We start from the raw sequence: 25,848 nt of genomic DNA on the forward strand, positions 1-25,848 counted from the left end.
CTGAATTCGATTGTCAACGTGACGCCTTGCGTTCGTTACACCTCATTTTAGTTTTATTATCAAATTTTGTGACATGAACATCATATTTAAAGCACTTTCAATATTTGCCTTTACTTTTATTTATACCCTTACTTTTGCGCAGCAGCAAGAAACGATACAGTTTGAAGTAGCAGGAAACTGCGGACTCTGTAAACAACGCATCGAAAAAGCAGCCAAAATTAAAGGAGTTGATGAAGCCGTCTGGGACATGGAGACCAATATGGCCACTGTTTCCTACAATAAAGAGAAGACTACCAGCCAAGAGATCAAACAAGCTATTGCCAATGTCGGGCACGACACCGATGAAATACGCGCCAATGACGACGTATACGCCAAACTGCACGAATGTTGCCTGTACGAACGGTTGGGTTCTACTGCGAGAACAAATGACTCGACCGATCATGAACATCATGACCATGATCATACCGTACGCGGTGTAGTCGTGCAGGAAAATGGAAAAGGAGAACTCACTCCTATTGCCGGCGTCAACATCAGTTGGAAAGAAAACCCAAAACAACAAGTGCAGACGAATGAAAACGGTGTATTCGACATCGCTCATGAGAAGGGATATGCCAACCTTATCGTCAGCTTCGTCGGGATGAAAGCAGACACTATTCTCGTAAAAAATCTTCACGAGGTTTTAGTTATCCATGCGAAAGATAATGTATTGGCAGAGGTCGTCGTTTCCCGAAAACAACGATCAAACTATATATCTAAACTCTCGCCCAACCGTATAGAAATGATTACGGCGAAAGAACTATTTAAAGCTGCCTGCTGCGATTTGAGTGAAAGCTTTGAAACCAATGCTTCCGTCGATGTAGTCAGTAGTGACGCCGTTACAGGCGCAAAACAAATTCAGCTGCTCGGCTTGAGCGGTGTCTACACGCAGCTAACGGTAGAAAACTTACCCGGCCCGAGAGGCTTCGCTGCGCCACTCGGATTGAATAGCATGGCCGGCCCTTGGATCGAATCGATACAGATCAGTAAAGGAATGGGATCGGTAGCCAACGGTTTTGAAAGTATGTCTGGCCAAATCAACGTGGAGCTTAAAAAACCGCACAATAGTGATCAGCTTTACTTCAATGCCTACGCTAACAATATGGGGAGAACAGATGTAAACCTAAATTTAGCCAAAAAAATAAGCGATAAATGGTCGGTGGGATTATTATTGCACGACAACTTCATGTACAACAAGTCTATGAACTTCAGTAATAATGGTTTCCGCGATATGCCTGTAGGCAATGTGTTTTCTGGCGTCAACAGATGGCATTACGAAAATGGGAAAGGACTTATCGCCCAGTTTGGTCTCAAATATTTAAGTGACGACCGTACGGGTGGGGAAATCAATTTCAATGAGAGCACAGACAAGCTCACAACCAATAGGTACGGCTTGGGGTTCGATATAGACCGCATCGAAGGTTTTGCTAAAATTGGCTATGTCTTCCCCAATCATAAATTGCGAAGCATAGGGTTGCAGGTATCCGGTGCACATTACCGTCAAGACAGCTATTTCGGTTTAACAACTTACAATAGCGAGCAAAATAGCGGTTATGCAAATCTATTGTATCAAGATGTGCTGGGCAGTGTGATGCATAAGTATAGAGCAGGTCTCTCTTTATCGTATGATAAATACAATGAGCAGATCGTCGCGAATGATTTCCGCCGCACCGAAGCCGTATCGGGAGCATTTTTAGAATACACATTCGCTCCCAATGAAAAATTTGATGCTGTCCTCGGGATTCGCCAAGACTATAATAGCATATATGGCTGGTTCACTACACCGCGAGCAGTACTGCGCTACGCGCCTGCTCCAAATACCACGCTTCGCCTAAGCTCTGGTAGAGGACAGCGTACAGCCAATGTATTTGCGGAAAACATGGGCATTTTCGCTTCAAGCCGTGCGATAAACTACGCGCAGCTTACTTCGTCAACTAATGCGGCTTATGGTTTAAAGCCTGAGGTTTCCTGGAATACAGGGCTTACATTCGATCAAGATTTTCAGCTTTTCGGAAGAGAGTCAGGCTTCTCGGTCGAACTATTCCATAACAATTTTAGCAATCAAGTAGTTGTGGATTGGGAAAACCCTCGCGCTGTGTCATTTTACAACCTCAATGGCAAATCATTTTCCAACAGTCTTCAAGCAGATTTTCGGTTTATGCCTATACAACATTTTGAAACACGCTTTGCCTACCGTTTGCTAGATGTACAAACCGATTACCAATCTGGCCGATTGCAAAAGCCTTTAACGGCAAAACACAGAGGATTTGTGAACATGGCTTATAACTTACATAGCGGTTGGAGTTTTGACTACACCTTGAATATGGTTGGAAAGAAAAGACTGCCATCGACCATCGAAAACCCTGCTCAATATCAGTTGCAGGCCTATTCGGATGCCTACGTCACCATGAATGCACAGGTTAGTAAAAGTCTGGGAAAAGAGAAGAATCTTACTATCTACTTAGGAGGTGAAAATCTGACCAACTTTTTCCAAAAGAACCCTATACTGGCTTTCGACGAACCTTTCGGACAGTTTTTCGATACGAATCTACTTTGGGGACCGATCGCAGGAAGGCTTTTTTACGCAGGTGTAAGGTATAATATCAAATAATCGAAAGATCCGGACAACAAAAGTATATGCCGGTAGCCTTTGAAAACAAAAAATCTTGCTAGCCCGAGGGTTGGCAAGATTTTCCACATCCGGCATGTTTACACCATGTTATACCGCAGAAATAATCGCTTTCAACTCTTGATACAATCGTGCTGTGGGCAGTCCAACCACATTTTCGTAAGAACCCTGTAAAGCTTTCACACCGATCAATCCAATCCATTCCTGTATACCGTAGGAACCTGCCTTGTCTAACGGTAAAAAGCTTTCTACATAATGGACGATCTCCTGTTCCAGCAGTGGATAAAAGGATACACCTGTACGTTCTACGAAAGAATAAACTTTACCGTGATAGCCGATGGCTACCGCCGTAAGCACATCATGCTCTTTTCCTTGCAATCCCGAAAGTGTAGCAATGGCTTCATTCTGATCTTTTGGCTTACCCAATATTTGCCCTTCATGCACCACAACAGTATCTGCCGTAATTACTAAGCTGTCATAGAAAGTATCATCATGAAATGCTTCTAGTTTGTCTAGCGCAATGCATCTTACAATATCCTCTGCAGGTTGTTTTGGGTCGAAGTCTTCCGATGTCTCTCTTACAATCACCTGAAAATCAATACCGAGATTAGCCAACAGTTCTTTTCTGCGCGGTGATTGCGATCCTAATACTATGCGGACGCCTTCTAGCTGTTTGATCAACATATTATATACTTTTAATGCCGGTTTCTAAATTCCATAATCCCCGTAATCGCAATATCTTTTCCAGTACGTCGCGTACACATCCTTCACCTCCACGATAGGGTGAAACATAAGCCGCAATATTTTTTATTTCATCTACGGCGTCTTGGGGGCAAAGAGCTAGTCCGACTTCTTTCATACAAAGTAAATCCGGAATATCATCACCCATAAACGCAATATCTTCTTTGTGTAATCCCTGACGGGCGATGATCTCCTGCATCAGGGTAAGTTTATCTGCTACACCCAAATGCACCTCTTCCACGTGTAGTCCCCTCATCCGTTGCAACACACCTTGCGAGTTTCCTCCACTGATAACGATGATTTGTAAACCTGCTTTCATAGCGAGTTGGATCGCATAACCGTCTTTGATGGAAAAACGCCTGAGCTGTTCGCCAGTTTCGGTCACTAATACAGTACCATCGGTGAGCACGCCGTCGACATCTAAAACGACAGCTTTAATTTTTGCAAACTGCTTTAAAACCATAGGTTCAAAAATAACAAATCTTAGGCACAACTTTGGAAAAGTGATTGTAATCTAAAAAAGACAAAAGCCTATTCGTTTTGGACAATGTATCAAGGGTTTGTCACAATTTAGTTGTTATCACAACTAAATTAATGAAAAGTGAGGATTGGAAGAATTTTCAGCGTACATTTGTATCGTGATCAGGCTATAAGCCCGATCGCAGCATTAAAATTGTCTTTTCATAATTTAGGTTTATAATTGGTTAGTAGCAAACCCTGACGCCCATCGTCAGGGTTTTGTATTTATAACAACTGATGTTTAAACAAAATGTTAGCTTTTTCCTTTATCATTGCCTCCGGGCTTTGCTATAGAAGTACGCATATCGGTATCGGCTTGTATATTTTGCATTTTGTAGTAATCCATCACACCTAGGTTGCCATTGCGAAATGCTTCTGCCATGGCCATAGGCACCTGTGCTTCCGCCTCAATCACTTTGGCCTTGGCCTCCTGTGCTTTAGCCCGCATTTCTTGTTCGTTGGCTACTGCCATCGCCCGACGCTCTTCTGCACGTGCATTTGCTACTTTTAAATCTGCCTCAGCTTGATCGGTTTGTAGTTTTGCTCCTACGTTCTCGCCAATATCGATATCTGCAATATCAATCGAAAGAATTTCAAAAGCAGTTCCTGAATCCAAACCCTTTGACAGTACCGTTTTCGAAATACGGTCAGGATTTTCCAATACCTCTTTATGGTTGATAGATGAGCCTATTGTGGTCACAATCCCCTCGCCTACACGCGCTAGAATGGTTTCTTCGCCAGCTCCTCCTACCAATTGATTGATATTTGCTCGGACTGTTACCCGAGCCTTCGCGATAAGCTGAATACCATCCTTGGCTACCGCAGCTACGGGCGGCGTATTAATAACTTGGGGATTCACGGACAGTTGTACTGCATCAAACACATCCCGCCCTGCAAGGTCAATTGCCGTTGCAAGCTTGAAATCCAAAGGAATATTTGCCTTATCTGCAGAAATGAGCGCTTTAATTACCTTATTTACGTTACCGCCCGCTAAATAATGCGTTTCGATTTCATTAGAAGTTATACGAAGCCCTGCTTTTGTCGAGGTAATCATGGCATTTGTCACGAGCGAAGGCGGCACTTTTCTTAACCGCATCAACACCAAGTTTAATAGGCTTATCTTCACATTTGAAAGTTGCGCCGTAAACCAAAGATTTACCGGCAACAAGTAAAGCAAAAGAAAAAATGCGACAACGCCACCAACAATAATTAAAATTAAACTAATTCCTGGATCCATAAATTTTTGAATTTAAGTAATAGCTTAAAGATATCATTTTATTTAGGATATTCCATAAGTAGCGCGCCTAAACTTACCTTTTAGCACAGATTTGTCAACCTTTGTGTGGACACAAACTATGCATATCGTGAACGCAAAGTCCGAATTAACGTAAGGTAACAAAGCCTAATTTTGTTGCAACCTATATAAAGCATTATAATTAATAGCTATTTTTGCTGGAAATAGCAGACTATCAGACAAGCGCTCATCAAATGAAATTCAAAAAAGAAGCAGTCCTGAAATGGGAATTATTCATCGGAATAATTGTTGCTTACCTCATCATTATCGGTACTGCGGTGTATTTTTTCACCGCTTTAGGAACGAAAGTCGAGCATGTGAAGATAGCTAACGATCGACTTCAGAAAAAAGCGAACATCCTCAATGAAATTGATCAACAGATTTTCACTTCAGTTCAAGAGAAAACTCGCTACTTATTGAAAGATGAATCCCAAGAGTTGCACAATTTTCCCAATCTCCTAAAGTTCGTTGAACATGCTGCCACAGACCTGAAAGAAGGTTTTCAAAAAAACCACCCTTTCGATAGGGAAGTTGACGTGTTCGAAGCGGCTAATAGACGGATGTTTGATATCGATGCTATTCAAACACAAAAGGATAACGGTATCAGTGACAACAAGGAATTATTGCTAAAAGAACAGTCTATAGTAAATAATAGTATACTCAGGTTACGGACGATGATACTGCACGAACGCCAGAAGATATCCACCGATTTTCATAATTCCGTAGCTACTTTAAAAAACACGGCGTATCTCCTCATCGGGCTACCCCTAATTTTCATTTTATTTATTTTCAATCGTGTTGTTAGAATTATTCGTGAGCTGAGTCGTCGTTCGAAAGAATCACAAAAGTTAAATCAGGAAATCTATCTTGCGCAGCAGAACATCGAATTATCCAATTGGGTATTGGCAGAATCCAGTCTCCTCAGCGAAAAATTAACAGGGATTGATGACGAAAACCTAATAGCTGAGACGGCTTTTAGTACGCTAGTAAATTCCATTAAGTTTTATGCAGGCGCGTTGTACATCCGCCGAATAGACTCCTATGAGTATATTTTAAAACAGCAAATCGGGATTGATAGCAACACACCTCCGTTTGCATCATTTCGCCACGGAGAAGGGCTGCTGGGCGGTGCTACAAAAGGTAAAGAGATAAAGGTTCTTCATAACGATACAGCGCATATTTTAACTTCTTCTTCCAGTTTAAACGGAAACCAAATCCGCACGATTATACTTGTGCCGCTTGTATTCGAACAAAAATGTTTGGGAATTTTAGAAATTGGCGGTGCTTTCGACGAAACATCCTTATCGAAAACGCTGCAATACCTCGAACGGATATCGCTTATCCTCGCCATGGCTATAAAATTCGGACAAAGCCATATGCTCGTTGAAAGCCTACTGGAGGAAACGCAGCAGCAAACTGAAGAACTGGAAGCCCAGCAAGAAGAATTACGGATTACGAACGAGGAGCTTATCTATAAAACAAATTTGTTAGAGGCCTCTGAAGAAGAGTTGCGGGTACAGCAGGAAGAACTTCAGCAGACAAATTCAGAATTAGAGGAGAAAGCTAAACAGCTTGAAGTCCGTAATCAAGAGCTGAATACGGCACAGAAGATTGTAGAAGAGAAAATTCAAGAGGTAGAACTTGCCAGTAAGTATAAGTCTGAGTTTATGGCAAATATGAGTCACGAATTACGGACTCCTTTGAACAGTATACTTATTTTGGCGAAATTACTTCAAGACAATAAAAATCGAAATCTTCAGCCAGACCAAGTAAAATATGCTTCTGTTATCCACAGCGCGGGTAGCGACCTGTTACAGCTGATCAATGAATTGTTAGATCTGGCAAAAATAGAATCCGGAAAAGTGGAGTTAAATTATGAACGCATCAATATGCAAGAATTTCTCAGCAATATTGAAAATCTGTTTACAACCACTGCTGAGGAACGGGATATCACTTTTGCTATAGACCAAAAAGAACCGATACCTATTGACTTCGTGAGCGATGAATATCGTATTGAACAGGTCCTTAAAAACTTCCTTTCCAATGCCTTTAAGTTTACAGCAAAAAAAGGCTTTGTAAAGTTAACCATAGAAGTTGTCAATGAAAATCTTAAATTCATCGTTACAGATAACGGAAAGGGGATTTCCGAAGAAAAGCAGCAGCTGATCTTCGAAGCCTTTCGCCAAGAAGACGGCTCAACCAGCCGCAAATATGGCGGCACTGGCCTTGGTCTTTCCATCAGCAGAGAAATTGCTTCGCTCTTAGGCGGGCGCATCACTCTCGCTAGTGAACTTAATAAGGGAAGTACATTCACCCTAATTATACCTTATAAAACCGCCACAGCCATACGCTACCCACGAGAAATTGAGAATAAAACTTCCAGTAGCCCGCTGGCGGATGATGAGAGCAACAAGGTCGAAGCTCTTCCTGTTTCCGAAAACTTGGGTATTGAAATGCCTGAGGAATCGAAGAACAAAAATCTTCTAATCGTGGAAGATGATATTAAATTTGCTGATATATTGCGTGATTTTGCTCATGTACACGGTTTTCAAGTGATGCTATCGCATGATGGAGTCGATGCCATACAAAAGGCTAAGCAATTTAAGCCGCATGCTATTATACTTGACGTCATGCTTCCGCTGTCTGATGGATGGGAAGTACTTAAAACATTGAAAGGAATACCAGAAACCAAGCATATACCTATCCACATGATGTCTGCTGCGAATTTTACGCAACGCGAGTTTATAGAGAATGGTGCGATAGGATTTCTATCGAAGCCTGTATCCGAAGATTCGCTGAAAAAGGTTTTTGACAACATTCGCTTAAACATCAACAGCGGGATAAGAAAAGTGCTTCTTATTGAGGACCAAGAATTTCAAAGTGAAATCATAAAATCTGCATTTGCAGAGCAAAATATCAATGTGATTCAGGCTTTTTCTGCAAAAATGGGACTCAGCAAACTCGACACAGAGAAGAATATCGATTGCGTAATCCTCGATATCAAATTGCCGGATGCCGACGGACTAGATGTTTTGGACCAAATTAAATCAATGCCAAGTTATACCGACACGCCAATAATTATTAATACGGCGTATGATCTATCGAAAAAACAGATAGACCACATACAACAGTATACCAAAGCGATGGTACTTAAATCAGGAAAGAGTAACAGCCGCTTGATCGATGAAGTTAAATTGTTCCTAAACAAGATCATCTCGGATGATTATACGCCGCTTAAAAACATTAGCAAGCTAGACAAACTAGCAAGTAGCACGGACAATTTGCAGGGAAAAACTGTTTTGATAGCCGATGACGACATGCGCAATATCTTCGCACTAACCACCACGCTGCAGGGATATGACATGGAAATTGAGATTGCTAACAATGGTCAGGAAGCTTTAGATATTGTAAAACAAGGTACGCGAAAAATCGATATTGTGTTAATGGATATTATGATGCCGGAGATGGATGGCTACGAGGCAATAGCGGAGATACGAAGAGATAAAACATACGCTAACCTACCGATCATAGCGGTCACCGCGAAAGCTATGAAAGGCGACCGGGAAAAATCTATACAGATCGGCGCAAGCGATTACGTGAGCAAGCCCATTGATATCGACAAACTTGTATCACTAATGCGCGTATGGCTAAGTTAAGCGTATCATATATAAGCTTCATCGAGCTTCAAGAGATTGTGGACTTATTGGGCAACGTATCAGGCTATGATTTGTCTGGCTACAGTAAATCGTCGCTAAAAAGGCGGATCCAACGTGTCTTGGATTTAGAACGTATGGATGTCGTTGACCTCAAAAACGCAATCACCAATATCGAGGGTTTTCAGACTTATCTTATGAATGAAGTTACGGTTAACGTGACAGAGATGTTTAGAGATCCACGCTATTATGCTGCGTTACGTAGCGATGTATTCCCTTATCTACAAACATATCCGCAGCTGAAATTCTGGAGTGCTGGATGTTCGACAGGCGAGGAAGTGTATTCACTCGCCATTTTATTGATGGAGAGCGGGCTGTATGATAGAAGTTTCATTTACGGCACAGACATCAACGGAAATGTATTGGAGTCGGCTAGGAAAGCGATATATCCGCTAAAGAAAATAAAAGTTTACAGCGAAAACTACAACGCATCCGGATCGCGGGGTAGTTTGTCTGACTATTACACCGCGATGTACGAAGCGGCTATTGTGAATACAGAAGTAAGAAAGAACATACTCTTTTCACAGCACAATCTAGCAGCCGACTACATCTTTAATGAATTTCAATTCATATCTTGTCGCAATGTATTGATTTACTTTGACATGGAGCTGCAAAACAAAGTCTTCAATTTATTTTACAATTCTTTGGCCGAGTTTGGCTTTCTTTGCTTAGGATCGAAAGAAACATTATTAAACAGAGATATTATGTCTAATTTTAAAGTCATCAATAAGGAATTTAACATTTACCAAAAAATTAGGTAATGAGCAAAGCCGATGACATTATATTAATAGGTGGAAGCGCGGGTTCTTACAATCTCATTGTAGCAATTATAGAATCTTTGCCGTCCTATTTTCTATATGCAATCGTCGTTATTATACATCGCAACCCGAAGTTCACCACACGGATTGAAGACACCTTGGCTGCGAGGCTGCACCGGCCCATCATACAAGCCGGAGATAAAACGATCGTATCTAAAAATATGATCTATTTCGCTGTGCCCGGATATCATTTGCTCGTTGAGCCAGATCGTACCTTTTCCCTCGATAATTCCGAGCAAATTCAATTTTCCCGGCCATCTATTGATGTGCTTTTTGAAACTGCGGCAGAAACCTATGGAAAACGCTGCACAGCATTTTTACTCTCAGGAGCGAATAAAGATGGGACCGACGGTATAAGGATGGTCAAAAAAATGGGGGGAAATACTTTTGCTCAATCACCAGACGAAGCACTCATGCGCACCATGCCGGAAAATGCGATACGCGCCAATCAGGAAATCAATATATTAACGGATCAAGAGATCATTTCCTATTTCAGGAATCTAAGATAAAAGTCTATGAAAAATGTAAATCTTCTTATTTTAGATGACAAGGAGGAAAATATCATCAGCCTGTCAGCCCTACTAGCGGATGTTCAGCATATTAATATCATCAGTTCTACGGATCCGAATGAGGCGCTCAAAATATGTTGGAAAAATGATATCGCCATTGCATTGGTAGATGTTCAAATGCCTGATATAAATGGCTTTGAATTTGTATCACTTTTAAAATCGAATCCCAAGACCAATCATATCATGGCGATTATGGTCACGGCGATCTCTAAGGAAGACCGCTATTTATTGAAGGGATTAGAAAGTGGAGCTATCGATTATCTCTACAAACCCCTTAACCCAGAAATTACTGTAGCGAAAGTAACTTCTTTTGTGAATCAGATACACATCCAAGAAGAAATAAAGCAGAAAAATATAGCGTTAGAGGAGTCTCGAAAACAATTATTAGCAGCCAAAGAAGACGCCGAAGAAGCACGAAAATCAAAAGAAATCTTTCTCGCGAATATGAGCCATGAAATCCGCACGCCCATAAACGGAATTATCGGGATTATACATATGCTTCGCAATTCCGAGCTCAATATGGAACAAAAAGATTGGATTCAACGGTTAGATATTGCCTCGAACTCACTGCTTCTAATTATCAACGATATTTTAGATATTTCTAAAATAGATTCGGGCATGATGAAAGTTGAAAACGAAAGCTTCTCACTACGACAAAAGCTGGAAGACATCCGAAAGATCTTTAAAGTAAAAGCACTTGACAAACAGCTCCGCTTTGAAATGGAGATAGATCCTCGGCTGCCGGAATATGTAAAAAGTGATCCGTTACGGATACAGCAGATTGTGAACAATTTTATATCTAACAGTCTCAAATTCACCGAATCAGGAACAATCACTTTAAAAGCTGAAGTGCTTGCTCAATCTAAAACAAATTCCACCGTAAAACTTACCGTTTCAGATACCGGTATTGGTGTAAAAGCGGATGCGATAGACAAAATTTTCCTTGCTTTTGAACAAGCTGATGACGGTATTACCAAAAAATTTGGAGGCACAGGGCTTGGATTAGCAATCGTAAAGCGTCTTGCGGATCTGCTCAATGGAACTGTAAGTGCTAAAAGTGTTTATGGTGATGGGTCGGCTTTTTCATTTCAGGCGACTTTCGAACATGCCGAACATTTCCCTAATGATGACAAAATGGATAAAAAAGTATTTTCAAAGCTAGAAAAATTTGATGATCTAAACATTCTCATCGCAGAAGACAATGACCTTAACAGCTTTATGCTGGCACACATGCTTGAATCTTGGGGATGCAAGGTCGATAATGTTAAAAACGGGAGGCAAGCCGTCGAAAAAGTAAATCAGTATGATTACGACTTGATCATGATGGACACCCACATGCCAATTATGTCGGGGTTTGAAGCAATAAAGGAGATTAAAAAAAATTCAAACACGCAAAAGACGTTCATACCAATTATCACAATTTCTGCATCCGTATTGGAGCATGAACAGGCTGCTGCTTACGAAGCTGGAGCCGACAGTGTAATTGGAAAGCCGTTTGACCCCTTGGACTTACATCAGAAAATAAGCAATCTTATCAGCAAGAAAAGGGTACAGTACGATTAAAAAATAATTATTAGCTTTGTTGAAAGCACACATATTTAATTTGTAAAATGAAAAGATTATTTGTTTTTCCAGCGATTGCTCTTGTCCTTTCGCTTGCGGCATGTGGAGGTAGTGAGAATAAAAATACATCTACAACCACTGAGGAAACTACTTCTTCTGCAGAAAGCGCAACAACCGAAACAGTTCCTGGAATTGAAAATGTTGAATTATCAAACACGATCGTGGTTGAATCCAACGATCAGATGAAATTTGATAAAGAGTTGCTTCGTGTAAAAGCAGGCGAAGCTGTTTCATTGACTTTAAAAAACGTAGGTACGCTACCTAAAGAATCTATGGGGCATAATTTGATTGTATTGAAACCAGGTGTGGATATCGCTACATTTGCGGGTGAAGCTACTGCTGCTGCAGATGCAGACTACATTCCAAAAACGTCGCTTTCTTCGATCGCGGCACATACAAAATTGTTAGGCCCGGGTGAAGAGGATAAAATATCGTTTACGCTAGAAAAAGGGGTTTATACATTCATTTGTAGTTTCCCAGGGCACTATGGTGTAATGCAAGGAAAAATCGTTGCTGAATAGTACCTTGACGCTAGGTATCATGACAAAGCACTTATCGGTCGATAAGTGCTTTGTTGCTTGTATACACTTGGTTTTTTACAACTTAAATACAATTTAGTTTACATAAATTGCCTAACTTTGATACCGTAACTATATACTAAATTTTATGCAATACGACGTAATCGTTATAGGAAGTGGTCCAGGTGGATATGTTGGAGCTATTCGCTGCGCACAGCTAGGCCTTAAAACAGCTGTGATTGAAAAATACAGCACTTTTGGCGGGACGTGCCTGAACGTAGGCTGTATTCCTTCTAAAGCCTTATTGGACACCTCCGAACATTATCACAATGCCGCGCACAACTTCGAGACACACGGTATCGAACTGAGCAATTTGAAAATTGATGTCAAAAAGATGATCGATCGTAAGAACGATGTAATTGCTCAAAATACCGCCGGTATTACTTTTTTATTCAAGAAAAATAAAATAGATAGTTATGAGGGTGTTGGTTCATTCATTGACAAAAACACCATTAAAGTAACAAAAAACGATGGCAGCACGGAAGAGCTGAAAGCCAAAAATGTTATTATAGCTACAGGTTCGAAACCTACAGCACTCCCTTTTTTACCTATTGATAAAAAGCGCATTATCACGTCTACAGAAGCGTTAAACCTCCAAGAAGTTCCGAAACACTTAATCGTTATTGGTGGTGGTGTAATCGGCTTGGAATTAGGTTCTGTATACGCGCGTCTAGGAGCTAAAGTTTCCGTAGTAGAATTTGCTAAATCAATCATCGGAACCATGGATGGTGGCTTAGGAAAAGAATTGCAACGCGTATTAAAAAAGAATCTAGGAATGGAATTCTTCTTAGGTCATAAAGTAACAGGCGCTACTACAGAAGGAGAAAAAGTAACTGTTACAGCTGAAGACGCTAAGGGACAAACGGTTGAATTAGAAGGTGACTATTGTATCGTTTCTGTTGGTAGAACGGCATATACAGAAGGTTTAGGATTAGAAAGCATCGGTATTAAACCTGAAGAACGTGGCAATAAAATCCCGGTAAACGAACACTTAGAAACATCTGTTGAAGGTGTTTACGCTATCGGAGACGTGGTGAAAGGCGCTATGCTTGCGCATAAAGCGGAAGACGAAGGAATTTATGTAGCTGAAAGGATCGTAGGACAAAAACCACACATTGATTATAACTTGATCCCTGGTGTCGTATATACATGGCCTGAAGTTGCATCTGTAGGAAAAACAGAGGAGCAATTGAAAGAAGCAGGTGTTAAGTACAAATCAGGCTCATTCTCATTCAAAGCTTCAGGACGCGCTAAAGCTTCTGGCGATACTGACGGTTTCGTCAAAGTGTTGGCAAACAGTGAAACTGACGAGGTATTAGGTGTTCACATCATTGGCCCACGTGCTGCTGATGTCATTGCTGAAGCTGTGGTTGCTATGGAATACAGAGCATCTGCCGAAGATATTGGAAGAATATGCCATGCACACCCAACTTATACCGAAACACTGAAAGAAGCAGCACTAGCGGCAACAGCAAACAGAGCTATTCACGCTTAAAAAATAGAAAAAGCAAGATGAAAATCCATCTTGCTTTTTCATAAGATAATACCATGAACTTTTATACACGAAAATGGATAAAGCCAGAAGATCTGAATCCTAATGGATCGCTCTTTGGTGGAACTTTGCTGCGTTGGATTGACGAGGAGGCTGTCATCTATGCCATCGTACAACTGGGTAATCCACACGTGGTCACGAAATATATTTCCGAAATCAACTTCGTCAGCTCTGCAAAACAAGGTGATATCATTGAAATGGGTATCGAGGCAGTAAACTTTGGGCGCACTTCTCTAACCATGCGTTGTGTAGTTAGAAATAAGATTACCAGAAAGATCATCCTGTCGATCGACAAGCTAGTATTTGTAAATCTCGACGGAGAGGGGAATCCCACGCCACACAACAAATCAGAGATTACTTACGCCTACAGCGGAATAGAAAAGACCAATCAATAGCTTCTACTTTTTAGAAGCTATTTGCTTTTTTAAGTCACGCTCCACCCAGAATGAAACAATAGGGATTAGCGATACAACAAAATAGGTCAATACCCGTTTGATCGGCCATTTGTATTCGTTCCAGCACATGATTAGCAAGATGACAAATAGCACGACTAAAAACCCATGTATTGATCCCGCGACCTTTACGGCTTCAGGAACATCCGCCAAATACTTTAGCGGCATAGCCAGGAAAAATAAAACAACCGTAGAAATAGCTTCCCACAAGGCTATCTGTTGAAAAATTCGTAACATAACTGATCCACAAATAATTTCTGCAAACATACGCCAAAAACAAAGAGCGGTGACAATTTACTTATCTATTGACCAAAAACTGACAAGTATCGCCGCAAACCAATCTTTAGCCGCTAACAAACCAAAAAAACGGTTGGTTGTTACCCGAAAAAATATGTATTTTTGAGAGTTCAGTAGAAGAACAAAAGTCTTAACTACAAATATTATTGAGTGGACTATCGTGCTATAATTCACTGCGCGACAGATACACTTAAGACGTTAAAAATTAACATACATATGAATTACGACATCGTAGTAATCGGTAGTGGTCCTGGAGGATATGTAGCTGCTATCCGTGCATCCCAATTAGGTTTCAAAACCGCAATTATTGAACGCGAAGCATTAGGCGGAATCTGCTTAAATTGGGGATGTATCCCGACCAAAGCCTTGTTGAAGAGTGCACAGGTTTTCGAGTACTTGAACCATGCCGAGGAATACGGTATCAAGGTGGAAGGTGGCGAGGCTGACTTTTCTGCTATTGTAAAGAGAAGCCGCGGTGTGGCTGATGGCATGAGCAAAGGCATTCAGTTCTTAATGAAGAAGAACAAAATCGATGTCATCATGGGTACTGCCAAAGTGAAAAAAGGTGGTAAAATAGAGGTAAAAGGTGCAGACGGCGCCGTGAAAGAATACAGTGCAAAGCACACAATTTTGGCAACGGGCGCGCGTTCCCGCGAATTACCAAACTTGCCGCAAGATGGTAAAAAAATCATTGGTTACCGCCAAGCAATGAATCTTCCTAAACAGCCTAAATCATTAGTGGTAGTAGGTTCAGGAGCGATCGGTGTTGAATTCGCATATTTCTATAGCGCAATTGGCACACAGGTTACTATTGTAGAGTTCATGGACAGAATAGTTCCGGTGGAAGACGAAGAAGTTTCGAAACAACTTGAAAAGTCACTCAAAAAGGCTGGTATCACAATCTTGACAAAATCGGAAGTTCAATCGGTCGATACATCCGGTGATTTGAGCAAAGTATCCATCAAAACGGCAAAAGGCACGGAGACTATCGAAGCAGAAGTTGTACTTTCCGCAGTTGGTATTACACCAAATATCGAAAACTTAGGCCTAGAGGAAGCTGGTATCAAAACAGACAAAGGTCGTGTGCTTGTTGACGACTATTACAAAACGAATGTAGATGGTGTTTACGCAATTGGCGATATTGTTAAGGGACAAGCATTGGCACACGTTGCATCAGCCGAGGGTATCACTTGCGTAGAGAAAATCAAGGGTCTTCACGTGGAACCTATCGACTACAATAACATTCCGGGCTGTACCTACTGCTCACCAGAAATCGCTTCTGTGGGTTATACAGAAAAGGCGGCCAAAGATGCTGGTTATGAAGTAAAAGTGGGTAAATTTCCATTCTCTGCTTCTGGAAAGGCTTCTGCCGCTGGCGCGAAGGACGGTTTTGTGAAATTAGTATTTGATGCGAAATACGGTGAATTACTAGGCGCACACATGATCGGAGCAAACGTTACAGAGATGATCGCGGAGATCGTTGTCGCTAGAAAATTGGAAACAACAGGCCACGAAATGATCAAAGCTATCCACCCTCACCCTACCATGAGTGAAGCGATTATGGAAGCAGCAGCTGATGCTTATGGTGAGGTAATTCACCTATAGAGATTGGTCGCGAAAGATAAGTAAATAAAACGCGCTGATTTAGTAGGAAGTCGGAAGCGCTATTAAAAAAACACAAAGACGAAGCAATCCTGCATTTAACAAAATGCAAATTGCTTCGTCTTCCTTCTTTGCAATGCCGGGCCTTCAAAGCCTTTTGCTTGAAAATTCATCTACCTTTAGGCTACTGGCAAATGAACAGTATGTCCAACGGTGATTGTAAAATGAAGAAGCCACTTTTCATCAGGGTAGCTATAAGATGTACTTTTTCTACCAAGCATATAATTATCGCAACATCTACGGTTATCTAGTTTTTGAGTTCTAGTTTAGATTCAAAAACAACCGCTTCGGGCTTCATATCCTCGGTGCTTCCAATTTGTGCGAAAAGCATTTCTGCAGCGCGCCTTGCCTGGCGATCAGGATACTGTTCGATACTACCCATCGGCGGATTCTCCATATATTTCCAAAGGGGATAATTCGCATAGCTAATAAAAAAAATATCCCGCTTCTGCACAAGCCCCTTTTGCCGGGCATACTTAATCACATCTAATGTTACAAAATCATTGAATGATACGATCGCCGAAGGACGATCCGAGAGCAGCAACAGCTTTTCCATCGCCTCTATATTTCCAGCTTCTGTCAAATCGGTATTCACGACATACTTCTCATCGAATGCTATATCTTCTTTTAAAAGCGCTTGTTTATAAGCATCTGCACGTTCTTGCGAAGCTAGCAGGTTTTCAGGACCGTTTATTAATGCAATGTTTTTATGCCCTATCGAAGCGAAAGATTGAATAGCCTCCCGCATGCCGGATGACAAGTCACTATATACTTTATTCACCCCTTCTATCTTAGGCACGCAGTCAAAAAATACGATAGGCACTTCTGATTCCTTAAGCATATCCACAAAGCTTAAATCTTCTGTATTCTTGCCTAATGACATCAGTATTCCATCCACACGATGCTTTTTGAACGTGTGTATAATCTGCAACTCTCTCTCCGCATCATCGTGAGATTGCCCCATCAATACGGTGTAGTTTTGCTCGCCCGCTACATTTTCAATTTCACTAATGGCAGAGGAAAAAAAGGGTTCAGACAAACTAGGCAAAATAACACCGATGGTAAATGTTCGCCGTTGTTTGAAAAAAATGGCTGTTTGGTTAGGCTCATAGTGCAGCTCTTGTGCCATGTTTTTTACGCGCATGGTTGTTACCAAGCCAATACTTGGGTGGTCATTTAAGGCCCGCGAAACTGTCGATGCTGAAATCTTCAGCTTGCGTGCGATTTCTTTTATCGTGGCAGGCTTCTTTTTCATATACTATTGGCTATTGTGATAAGTAAAGATTTTCACATTCCGCCCTATTTAATAACGGAAATCTAAACTTAGTGTTTTTTTACAAATTTGAAGCCAATATTTCGTATATATTTCTTTAGTCCATCACGATTTGCTTTCCAAAATCGTTGACTATAAGAATATCATGAGGTGAAACTTGGTAATCCTGTGCAATGAACCCTACGGGATCAAGTTTTCTAAAACTCAGCTCTTTTATGAAGTATACTTTGAGCAACGGAAGATATTCTCCCAACTCTTGCCAGTCGATGTGTTTTAATTTATTGAGCTGTTCTACAGGATTTCCATCGGTAAGTATGCCGACGCCCTTCCCGGCGGCAAAGAGAGACAGCATGATGGATTTTGTTTCCTCCCTTAAAAAAAGTTTAAGGGGTAAATGGGCGTTGGTACGCAAGCGTTCAAAATTCTCCAAATAACTATTTTCAAGCTGGAAGTGCTCTAACGCGGCTGGGATAACAGCTTCCTCTCCCCTGCTCTCAAAAGCAGCTGTCAAATACTTGAGCAATTCTTTACTGCATTCCCGCCCTTCTGTGTATTCCACGAAATTGGCAAACAAATAGTAAACTTGTAATAAGTAATCGCGCTTAGGTATCAGTATATCGTCTATCTCGAACATATAGACGGATCTATCTAACTTCATATCTTATGCTTTACACCAGACAGAGTGCGGGCTCTTCACCATCATCCGCCAAAACAAATACGCCGGAAAATGTCACGTCAAGCAATTCTTCAGCGGTTAATATATTTCTGCCCTGTTCTACGATATGCACGGGCAGGGAAGACGCGGGATTCTCCAAAATATAATGCTCCTCCAAGTGTAAGGGCAGCAGAATCGTTATTCCATATTCTTCAAATAACACGCGTGTTTCGTTGATCGGTTGCAATTCGCCTTTTCCCAAAGGAAGCACACGCGTAAATCCTTCATCTAAACAAAGTTTTAGTAGTTCGTGAGCGAAAGTAGGATTCAACCCCGTTGGAATTTGCCGGTAATCTCCTTTTAATAATATAGTTGGAATTTGCTCACAACTCGCGTAATGACAAGCGAATTTTGATGATAAAATCTTCCCAAGTCGCTGCGCAAAAGGCCGTGTGCCATATGTAATTAATAATTTGTCCATCTGCTAAAGTATTTGCCCATCACGCATGTGAATCGTTCTATCCGATATGTTGGCTAATTCTTCGTTATGCGTGACAATAATGAATGTTTGGTTTAGGGAGTCACGCAATTCGAAAAATAGCTTGTGTAAAGAAGCAGCATTTTCAGAATCCAGGTTACCCGATGGCTCGTCAGCCAAAATCAACGATGGATTATTCATTAATGCGCGAGCTACAGAAACACGTTGTTGCTCACCGCCAGACATTTCCGAAGGCTTATGTTCTGCTCTGTGCTTAACACCTAATCTATCAAGCAGTTCCATACCGCGTAGCTCGGATTGCTTTTTGTTTTTACCACTAATGAAGGCAGGTATACAAACATTTTCAAGAGCCGTAAATTCAGGTAATAAATGGTGAAATTGAAAAACAAAGCCGATATGCTCATTTCTAAATAAGCTCATCTTTTTTTGACTTAGTTCGCTTATATTAACATCGTTTATGACCAATCGTCCACGATCAGGTTTATCGAGGGTACCGATGATGTGCAGCAAGGTACTTTTACCCGCCCCAGAAGCCCCAACGATAGACACAATCTCTCCCTTCCCTACAGCAAGGTCTACACCGCGAAGGATGGGTAGCTGTCCAAACGATTTGTGTATTTGACTTGCCTTCAATATCATATTGCGAAGGTAAGCAAAAAGGCATAAATCTGTTAGAAGTTTTCCATGCGATTGCGAAGGCTAAAAATTCGCCTTCATTATATCGTTTTTTACCAAAGAATTACTTGCCCCTTCCATTTAAAAACCATATTTTTACCACAAATTTTTTAAGATGAACATTCACGAATATCAAGCAAAAGAAATACTTAAAGGTTTTGGTGTAAGAGTTCAAGAAGGAATTCTTGCGGAAACTCCAGAGCAAGCTGTTCAAGCTGCACAAAAATTAAAACAAGATTTTAATTCAGACTGGGTGGTTGTAAAAGCACAGATTCACGCTGGTGGCCGTGGTAAAGGCGGTGGTGTGAAGTTAGCAAAGAACCACGATGAAGTACAACAACGTGCAACTGACATCATCGGTATGCAGTTGGTTACTCCTCAAACTGGTGCAGAAGGAAAGAAAGTTCACAAAATTTTGGTTGCACAAGACGTTTACTACCCTGGCGAAAGCGAAATCAAAGAATTTTATGTTTCTGTATTGCTAGATCGTGCAAAGGGACGTAATATTATTATGTACTCTACAGAAGGTGGAATGGACATCGAAGAGGTAGCTGAAAAAACACCGCACTTAATCTTCAAAGAAGAGGTAGATCCTAAGGCCGGCTTACAAGGGTTCCAAGCGCGTAAGATTGCGTTCAACCTAGGCCTTTCTGGCCCAGCTCATAAAGAAATGGTAAAGTTTATCAGTGCGTTATACAAAGCTTACGATACCATTGATGCGTCATTGTTTGAAATTAATCCTGTATTGAAAACTTCTGATGATAAGATCTTAGCGGTTGATGCAAAAGTAAATTTCGATGAAAACGCATTGTACCGCCACGCTGATTATGCGGCTTTACGTGATGTTTTGGAAGAAGACCCTACAGAAGTTGAGGCAGGTGCATCTAACTTAAATTACGTAAAACTAGATGGTAACGTGGGATGTATGGTTAACGGTGCTGGTCTAGCAATGGCAACAATGGACATCATCAAAATCGCAGGTGGCGAACCGGCAAACTTCTTGGATGTGGGTGGTACAGCTAACGCTGAAACTGTTAAAGCAGGTTTCAACATCATTTTAAAAGATCCTAACGTGAAAGCGATCCTAATCAATATCTTCGGCGGTATCGTTCGTTGTGATCGCGTTGCGCAAGGTGTTATTGATGCATACAATGAAATTGGTGATATCCCTGTGCCAATCATTGTTCGTCTTCAAGGAACAAATGCTGCTGAAGCTAAAAAATTGATCGACGATTCAGGCTTAAAAGTATATTCAGCTATTTTATTAAAAGAAGCAGCTGAATTGGTTACTAAAGTATTAAAAGGATAATTTTCTTTTTTATATAATTCGAAAAGCCTTTGGGAATCTCCTAAAGGCTTTTTTATTTTTTTAAGTATTTAGGAAAGAGCCGAGGCTATGCAATTAGAGCATAAGAAAAATGGATTAAGGTATGTGCGCTAGGATATCGCTTCGCTCGATGGTGGACTTTGTTAACCTTCTTAACTTTATAGGCATATTTAAGAAATAATAAACTATTTTTGTAAGCTCAAATTCTACAGCATAAGACGCTCATTATTGTATACTCATGGAACATACACGTATAAAACAACTGTTACAGTCAGAAGAAATTGGCAAGGAAGTTATTGTCAAAGGATGGGTCAGAACATTTCGCAATAATCAGTTTATTGCAATCAATGACGGCTCAACTATCCACAATATACAAGCCGTAGTTGATTTCGAAAACACCGATGAGACGCTATTAAAAAGAGTAACGACTGGTGCGGCGCTTCGCGTGAAAGGAACGCTCGTAGCTTCACTTGGAAAAGGCCAACGTGTGGAAATCAAAGTAACGGAGCTTTCTATTTTAGGAGATTCTGATCCGGAAAAATTCCCATTACAACCGAAAAAACACAGCCTGGAATTTTTACGGGAGATTGCACATTTACGTTTCCGTACGGGAACCTTTAATGCGATTTTTAAAGTACGTAACGCGCTGGCATTCGCGGTCAATAAGTTTTTCTACGACAGGGATTTCGTCTACATGCATACCCCGATAATTACGGGCTCAGACGCCGAGGGAGCTGGCGAAATGTTTCGCGTAACCACATTGGATTTAAGCAACCCGCCGAAAACGGAAACTGGCGAAATCGACTTTAAGGAGGATTTCTTTGGGAAGTCGACAAACCTTACTGTTTCAGGACAATTGGAAGGAGAATTGGCGGCAATGGCCTTCGGTAATATCTATACATTTGGACCGACCTTCCGCGCGGAGAATTCGAATACCACACGCCACTTGGCTGAATTTTGGATGATCGAACCGGAAATGGCTTTCTACGAGTTAGAGGACAATATGGATCTTGCAGAAGAACTTCTGAAATATGTCATTAACTATGCGCTGACGGCTTGTTCTGACGAAATTGAATTCTTGAGAAACCGCTTGCTTGAAGAAGAAAAATCGAAGCCACAGGCTGAACGCTCGGAATTGGACTTGGTAGAAAAATTACAATTCGTGGTACAAAATGAGTTTGAGCGCGTCACGTACACAGATGCCGTGGAGATCCTGAAGCGCAGCAAGCCAAATCAAAAGAAGCAATTTAAATACCTTATCGAAGAATGGGGAGCGGATTTGCAATCAGAACACGAACGCTATTTGGTGGAAAAACATTTCAAAAAGCCAGTCATTCTTACCGATTACCCGCGTGAAATCAAATCGTTTTACATGAAACAAAACGAACCAGATGCTTCCGGACGCCAAACCGTGCGTGCGATGGACATCCTATTCCCCGGTATCGGCGAAATGGTGGGCGGATCACAGCGTGAGGAAAACTTGGAAAAATTATTGACCCGTATGGCGGAAGTAGGTATTCCCGAGGAAGAAATGGATTGGTTTTTGGACACACGTCGATTCGGTTCCGCGCCCCACTCCGGCTTTGGTGTTGGATTTGAGCGCTTGGTGCTATTTGTTACCGGCATGACAAACATTAGGGATGTCATACCGTTTCCGAGGACACCTAAAAACGCAGAGTTTTAAGCAATACATACTGCCGCCGAACATTTTTAACGTTCGGCGGTTCTATTTTACAGGAGTACTTGTTATGAAAATGAAGACAGTGAGCTGTCGATAAGCAGATTAACAAAAAAGAAGCAAGATGTTACTAAAGATATACGAAGACAATCCCAATCCCAAGGCTATCCAACAGGCCGTGGATGTTTTGAAAAAGGGTGGTGTAATTATTTATCCTACGGATACTGTTTATGGTATAGGCTGTGATATCACCAATCATAAGGCTATCGAACGCGTCTGCCAGATACGCGGACTGAAGCCCGATAAATCAAACTTGTCTTTCATCTGTTATGACCTTACCGATATCTCGAATTATACGAAACCTTTCGATACCGCCGTTTTCCGTGTATTAAAAAAAGCATTGCCCGGGCCATTCACCTTTATCTTCAATGCAAGTGGGCAGGTACCAAAACTATTAAGTTCGAAAAAGAAAACTGTCGGAATTCGGGTGCCGGATAATAACGTTGTACGTGAAATTGTGAAGGAATTGGGAAATCCCATCGTCTCCTCATCCATTCACGACGAAGACGAAATCATTGAATACTCGACAGATCCAGAATTGATCTATGAAAAATATCAAGACCTCGTTGACATTGTTGTTGATGGCGGTTATGGTGGAAACGTAGCTTCTACCGTTGTCGATCTTACATCTGGTGAATTTGAAATTGTTCGCGAAGGTAAAGGAGATCTCGAAGAATACTTATAAACCGGTATTTTTCCGATCCTCTACCCGCTTCTTCAAAGCAATATTAAATGCTTCAAAACCTTCCCTTGTAGGCCCCAAAATCATTTTCTTCAAGAACGGAACCAATATCCCATTAAAATTTTCTCCTTGGATAAATTGCGTTGTACCATCAGCGTTGGGCTTGAGTATAAAATAGTGCTCACCATCGAAAATACCCGGAAGAAACACCCGGCCTAACCAACGCAGTTCTTTACCAGCAGACAATCGAAGTACTTTGGGATGCATGGTCATTTTCTTCCCATCTGGTTGGTGCAGCAAAACCGCCACTTTTTTACCTACCTCCGGCGCGGATGCTATGAAATGAAGCGTCGGACTCCAATCACTATAAGCCTTAAAATCCGAAAACACGGCCCATACGTCCACCATTGTTGCATTTATTGTAATCTCTAATTCTATGTCAATCTTTCCCATAGCACAAAAGTAGCGGATCAGAACTGCCTTCCGCTTGACAAAAATCAAGAAAATTTATCTTGCTCGAATCCGACTTAAGGTTTCTGGACTCATGCCCAACACTGAGGCGATGTATTGCAAAGGAACCTGATTAAAATGATGAGGAAAAAGTTTGAAATACTGCGCATAACGTTCTTCAGCCGATAAGGAAATGAAATCAAAAATGCGACTTTCCATCATGGCAAAACACTTTGCTACAAATCGCTTCTCTAACATATTCCATTCCGGCAAGTCCTTCTCAAAGTGAATGTAATCGTCATAGGAGAGCGTCCAAAGCGTAGTTTCCGATAACGCACAGATATTCCAGCGTGCAGGCTGCTGAAATAAAAAGGAAGAAACATCCGTGAGGAAGTATCCGGCATTTCCAATCCATTGCGTGACTTCTTTTTTTTCAGTTTCCGCGAAGACACGAACTAAGCCAGACGCTATAAAGCTGAATTTGCTGCATCGCTCTCCTGTCCGAAGGAAGTATGAGTTTTTGGGAAGAGATTCGTGAACAAACTTGCTATTGAATTTTTGCGCGTCGGTTTCTGCTATATTAAATGTTTCACAAAAGACACGAGCGATATCCATAATTACAGAATAATAAACTCTTCTACCACCACATGCCCGACGTATTCGTTTACACGTCCAATAATCTGTCGACGCATCATAGCAAGTTCATTTTTAATAACCGCAGATTCCACCCGCACAAAGAGCTTCTTATCATGGATATAAATCTTCTGCGTACGATTGGCTATGGCGCTACCGATTATTTTAGGCCAGGCAGTAACAATAGAGGATTCATCAAATTTGGAGCGTAGCCGATAGACTTCTATCCATTTTTCAACGGCTTCCTTAATCCCCACATCGTCCTTCGTAGGGATCTCATCAAATTTTTTTTTATACATCTACCGTACCTCCTTTGACTTCAAAAATACGAATTGGCTTTCCTATTTCCTCAAAAATATGTCTTATTCTTTCGCCGTCAGTATCAGTAAGGAAAATTTGGCCAAACTCGTCGTCAGATACCAGTTTCATCAGTTTACGTGTGCGATGCGCGTCTAATTTATCAAAAATATCATCGAGTAAAAGCAAAGGCTTGTAGCTTTTGCAGCTGCGCAAAAAACTATACTGCGCAAGTTTTAAAGCGATTAAAAATGATTTTTGCTGCCCTTGTGAACCAAACTTCTTAAGCAACATGCCATCATGTATCGTGAATAAAAGATCATCTTTATGGATTCCCTGCGTCGTACGCTCCAGGACACGATCTTTTTCCAATGATGTTTTTAATAAGCTTTCAAAACCATCCCGCATAAGCGGCGAATCGTAGACCAAAGAAACGGTCTCCGCCCCTTCTGCAAGAAATGCATAATAACGTTCAAATTCTGGCAAGAATGCTTCCATGAAGCGTTTCCTACGTATAAAAATACGTTCCCCTACATCAGCTAGCTGTAAATTTAGAACTTCTAGCAAACCGATATCAAACACTCCTCTTTCCTTGATTTGTTTCAATAGGGTATTTCGCTGCAGTAAAATTTTATTGTATTGAATCAAGATATCCAAATAATGGTTATCCGTTTGCGAGATCACATTGTCCATAAATTTACGCCGCTCTTCACTTCCTTCCGTTACAATATTTGTATCACTAGGCGAAATCATTACCAATGGAAATTGACCAATATGGTCAGCAAGCCTTTGGTAATCTTTCTTATTTTTCTTGAATTGCTTTTTTTGATTTCTTTTCAGGCTACAAGAGATCGTATCCGCAGTAAACTCTTTATCAAATTCGCCCTGTACCATAAACCAATCTTCTCCTTTTTTGATATGCTGCGTGTCGATAGGATTAAAATATGATTTGCAGAGCGCCAGATAGTGAATGGCGTCAAGCAAATTTGTTTTACCTGCACCATTGGTGCCGGCAAAAGCATTCGCTTGCGGCAAAAACTCTAAAGATGATTCTGTGTAATTTTTAAAATTTAAAACGGAAAGGTGTTTTAGCCACATGTAGAATAAGGGAAAATCAAAAGTAACTATTAAAAATA

Annotated in this window: 24 protein-coding genes; 12 read left to right on the plus strand and 12 right to left on the minus strand. The window is 41.1% G+C overall.

From position 1 onward, the window contains the following. Positions 1 to 73: 73 nt before the first annotated feature. Positions 74 to 2,647 carry a TonB-dependent receptor domain-containing protein gene (locus DI53_RS04350; protein WP_037495845.1) on the plus strand — a complete coding sequence of 858 codons (2,574 nt, stop codon included), beginning with the start codon at positions 74 to 76 and terminating at the stop codon, positions 2,645 to 2,647. A 108-nt stretch (positions 2,648 to 2,755) separates the two neighbouring features. Here DI53_RS04350 and DI53_RS04355 read toward each other — a convergent pair whose 3' ends face one another. From DI53_RS04355 to floA, 3 genes are all read right to left on the minus strand, one after another. After that, complete coding sequence (locus tag DI53_RS04355) at positions 2,756 to 3,349, minus strand: Maf family protein (RefSeq protein ID WP_037495848.1); 594 nt, start codon at positions 3,347 to 3,349, stop codon at positions 2,756 to 2,758. A 1-nt stretch (position 3,350) separates the two neighbouring features. Next, a complete protein-coding gene (locus tag DI53_RS04360; RefSeq protein WP_037495851.1) occupies positions 3,351 to 3,869 on the minus strand; it encodes a KdsC family phosphatase in 519 nt (172 codons plus the stop codon). Positions 3,870 to 4,178: 309 nt separating this feature from the next. Then, entirely contained in the window at positions 4,179 to 5,162 is a 984-nt protein-coding gene (floA, locus tag DI53_RS04365; RefSeq protein WP_037495854.1) for a flotillin-like protein FloA, read from the minus strand. 251 nt (positions 5,163 to 5,413) lie between these two features. Between floA and DI53_RS04370 the strand changes: the two genes are divergently transcribed. The 7 genes from DI53_RS04370 to DI53_RS04400 all read left to right on the plus strand — a co-directional run bounded on the left by DI53_RS04370 (position 5,414) and on the right by DI53_RS04400 (position 14,467). Next, positions 5,414 to 8,875, plus strand: a complete 3,462-nt coding sequence (locus DI53_RS04370) for a response regulator (protein ID WP_037495856.1) — start codon at positions 5,414 to 5,416, stop codon at positions 8,873 to 8,875. Further along, a complete protein-coding gene (locus tag DI53_RS04375; RefSeq protein ID WP_037495858.1) occupies positions 8,863 to 9,693 on the plus strand; it encodes a CheR family methyltransferase in 831 nt (276 codons plus the stop codon). The genes DI53_RS04370 and DI53_RS04375 overlap by 13 nt, the downstream gene beginning before the upstream one ends. Further along, positions 9,693 to 10,259 (plus strand): chemotaxis protein CheB, encoded by a 567-nt coding sequence (locus DI53_RS04380; protein ID WP_037495860.1) that lies wholly within the window; start codon positions 9,693 to 9,695, stop codon positions 10,257 to 10,259. The genes DI53_RS04375 and DI53_RS04380 overlap by 1 nt, the downstream gene beginning before the upstream one ends. Positions 10,260 to 10,265: 6 nt before the next feature. Next, entirely contained in the window at positions 10,266 to 11,882 is a 1,617-nt protein-coding gene (locus DI53_RS04385; protein ID WP_037495863.1) for a response regulator, read from the plus strand. A 47-nt stretch (positions 11,883 to 11,929) separates the two neighbouring features. Then, a complete protein-coding gene (locus DI53_RS04390) occupies positions 11,930 to 12,463 on the plus strand; it encodes a plastocyanin/azurin family copper-binding protein (protein WP_037495866.1) in 534 nt (177 codons plus the stop codon). A gap of 145 nt (positions 12,464 to 12,608) precedes the next feature. After that, complete coding sequence (gene lpdA / locus DI53_RS04395) at positions 12,609 to 14,015, plus strand: dihydrolipoyl dehydrogenase (protein ID WP_037495868.1); 1,407 nt, start codon at positions 12,609 to 12,611, stop codon at positions 14,013 to 14,015. A gap of 53 nt (positions 14,016 to 14,068) precedes the next feature. Then, positions 14,069 to 14,467 carry an acyl-CoA thioesterase gene (locus DI53_RS04400; RefSeq protein ID WP_037495870.1) on the plus strand — a complete coding sequence of 133 codons (399 nt, stop codon included), beginning with the start codon at positions 14,069 to 14,071 and terminating at the stop codon, positions 14,465 to 14,467. A 3-nt stretch (positions 14,468 to 14,470) separates the two neighbouring features. On the opposite strand, the gene DI53_RS04405 is transcribed toward DI53_RS04400, so the two are convergent. After that, a complete protein-coding gene (locus tag DI53_RS04405) occupies positions 14,471 to 14,761 on the minus strand; it encodes a DUF3817 domain-containing protein (protein ID WP_037495871.1) in 291 nt (96 codons plus the stop codon). 276 nt (positions 14,762 to 15,037) lie between these two features. Here DI53_RS04405 and lpdA (DI53_RS04410) point away from each other — a divergent pair, with 276 nt between their 5' ends. Continuing rightward, positions 15,038 to 16,426: a dihydrolipoyl dehydrogenase gene (gene lpdA, locus DI53_RS04410; RefSeq protein WP_037495874.1), complete on the plus strand. Its 1,389-nt coding sequence runs from the start codon at positions 15,038 to 15,040 to the stop codon at positions 16,424 to 16,426. Between the two features lie 304 nt (positions 16,427 to 16,730). On the opposite strand, the gene DI53_RS04415 is transcribed toward lpdA (DI53_RS04410), so the two are convergent. The 4 genes from DI53_RS04415 to DI53_RS04430 form a co-directional block, all read right to left on the minus strand. Then, complete coding sequence (locus DI53_RS04415) at positions 16,731 to 17,738, minus strand: LacI family DNA-binding transcriptional regulator (RefSeq protein ID WP_037495878.1); 1,008 nt, start codon at positions 17,736 to 17,738, stop codon at positions 16,731 to 16,733. 115 nt (positions 17,739 to 17,853) lie between these two features. Further along, positions 17,854 to 18,414: an HAD family hydrolase gene (locus tag DI53_RS04420; protein WP_037495880.1), complete on the minus strand. Its 561-nt coding sequence runs from the start codon at positions 18,412 to 18,414 to the stop codon at positions 17,854 to 17,856. A gap of 10 nt (positions 18,415 to 18,424) precedes the next feature. Further along, the gene (locus tag DI53_RS04425; RefSeq protein WP_037495882.1) at positions 18,425 to 18,892 is read right to left on the minus strand and encodes a hypothetical protein; all 468 of its coding nucleotides are present in this window, start codon (positions 18,890 to 18,892) and stop codon (positions 18,425 to 18,427) included. Positions 18,893 to 18,895: 3 nt separating this feature from the next. After that, positions 18,896 to 19,549, minus strand: coding sequence for an ABC transporter ATP-binding protein (locus DI53_RS04430; protein ID WP_037495886.1), 654 nt, complete (start codon positions 19,547 to 19,549; stop codon positions 18,896 to 18,898). A gap of 151 nt (positions 19,550 to 19,700) precedes the next feature. Between DI53_RS04430 and sucC the strand changes: the two genes are divergently transcribed. The 3 genes from sucC to DI53_RS04445 all read left to right on the plus strand — a co-directional run bounded on the left by sucC (position 19,701) and on the right by DI53_RS04445 (position 23,335). Beyond that, positions 19,701 to 20,894, plus strand: a complete 1,194-nt coding sequence (sucC, locus tag DI53_RS04435; protein ID WP_037495893.1) for an ADP-forming succinate--CoA ligase subunit beta — start codon at positions 19,701 to 19,703, stop codon at positions 20,892 to 20,894. 256 nt (positions 20,895 to 21,150) lie between these two features. Continuing rightward, positions 21,151 to 22,596: an asparagine--tRNA ligase gene (asnS, locus tag DI53_RS04440; protein WP_037495895.1), complete on the plus strand. Its 1,446-nt coding sequence runs from the start codon at positions 21,151 to 21,153 to the stop codon at positions 22,594 to 22,596. A gap of 118 nt (positions 22,597 to 22,714) precedes the next feature. Continuing rightward, entirely contained in the window at positions 22,715 to 23,335 is a 621-nt protein-coding gene (locus DI53_RS04445; RefSeq protein WP_037495897.1) for an L-threonylcarbamoyladenylate synthase, read from the plus strand. Here DI53_RS04445 and DI53_RS04450 read toward each other — a convergent pair. Genes DI53_RS04450 through recF form a run of 4 tightly spaced genes read right to left on the minus strand, consistent with a single transcriptional unit; the run spans position 23,330 to position 25,810 of the window. Next, positions 23,330 to 23,785, minus strand: coding sequence for an SRPBCC domain-containing protein (locus DI53_RS04450; RefSeq protein WP_037495898.1), 456 nt, complete (start codon positions 23,783 to 23,785; stop codon positions 23,330 to 23,332). The genes DI53_RS04445 and DI53_RS04450 overlap by 6 nt on opposite strands. Before the next feature lie 54 nt (positions 23,786 to 23,839). Further along, the gene (locus DI53_RS04455; protein WP_037495900.1) at positions 23,840 to 24,397 is read right to left on the minus strand and encodes a Crp/Fnr family transcriptional regulator; all 558 of its coding nucleotides are present in this window, start codon (positions 24,395 to 24,397) and stop codon (positions 23,840 to 23,842) included. Between the two features lie 2 nt (positions 24,398 to 24,399). Next, the gene (locus tag DI53_RS04460) at positions 24,400 to 24,714 is read right to left on the minus strand and encodes a DciA family protein (RefSeq protein ID WP_037495902.1); all 315 of its coding nucleotides are present in this window, start codon (positions 24,712 to 24,714) and stop codon (positions 24,400 to 24,402) included. Then, positions 24,707 to 25,810 carry a DNA replication/repair protein RecF gene (gene recF / locus DI53_RS04465; protein WP_037495904.1) on the minus strand — a complete coding sequence of 368 codons (1,104 nt, stop codon included), beginning with the start codon at positions 25,808 to 25,810 and terminating at the stop codon, positions 24,707 to 24,709. The genes DI53_RS04460 and recF overlap by 8 nt, the downstream gene beginning before the upstream one ends. Positions 25,811 to 25,848 lie beyond the last annotated feature (38 nt).

It is taken from the genome of Sphingobacterium deserti (assembly GCF_000757725.1).
Taxonomy (GTDB): Bacteria; Bacteroidota; Bacteroidia; order Sphingobacteriales; family Sphingobacteriaceae; genus Sphingobacterium; species Sphingobacterium deserti.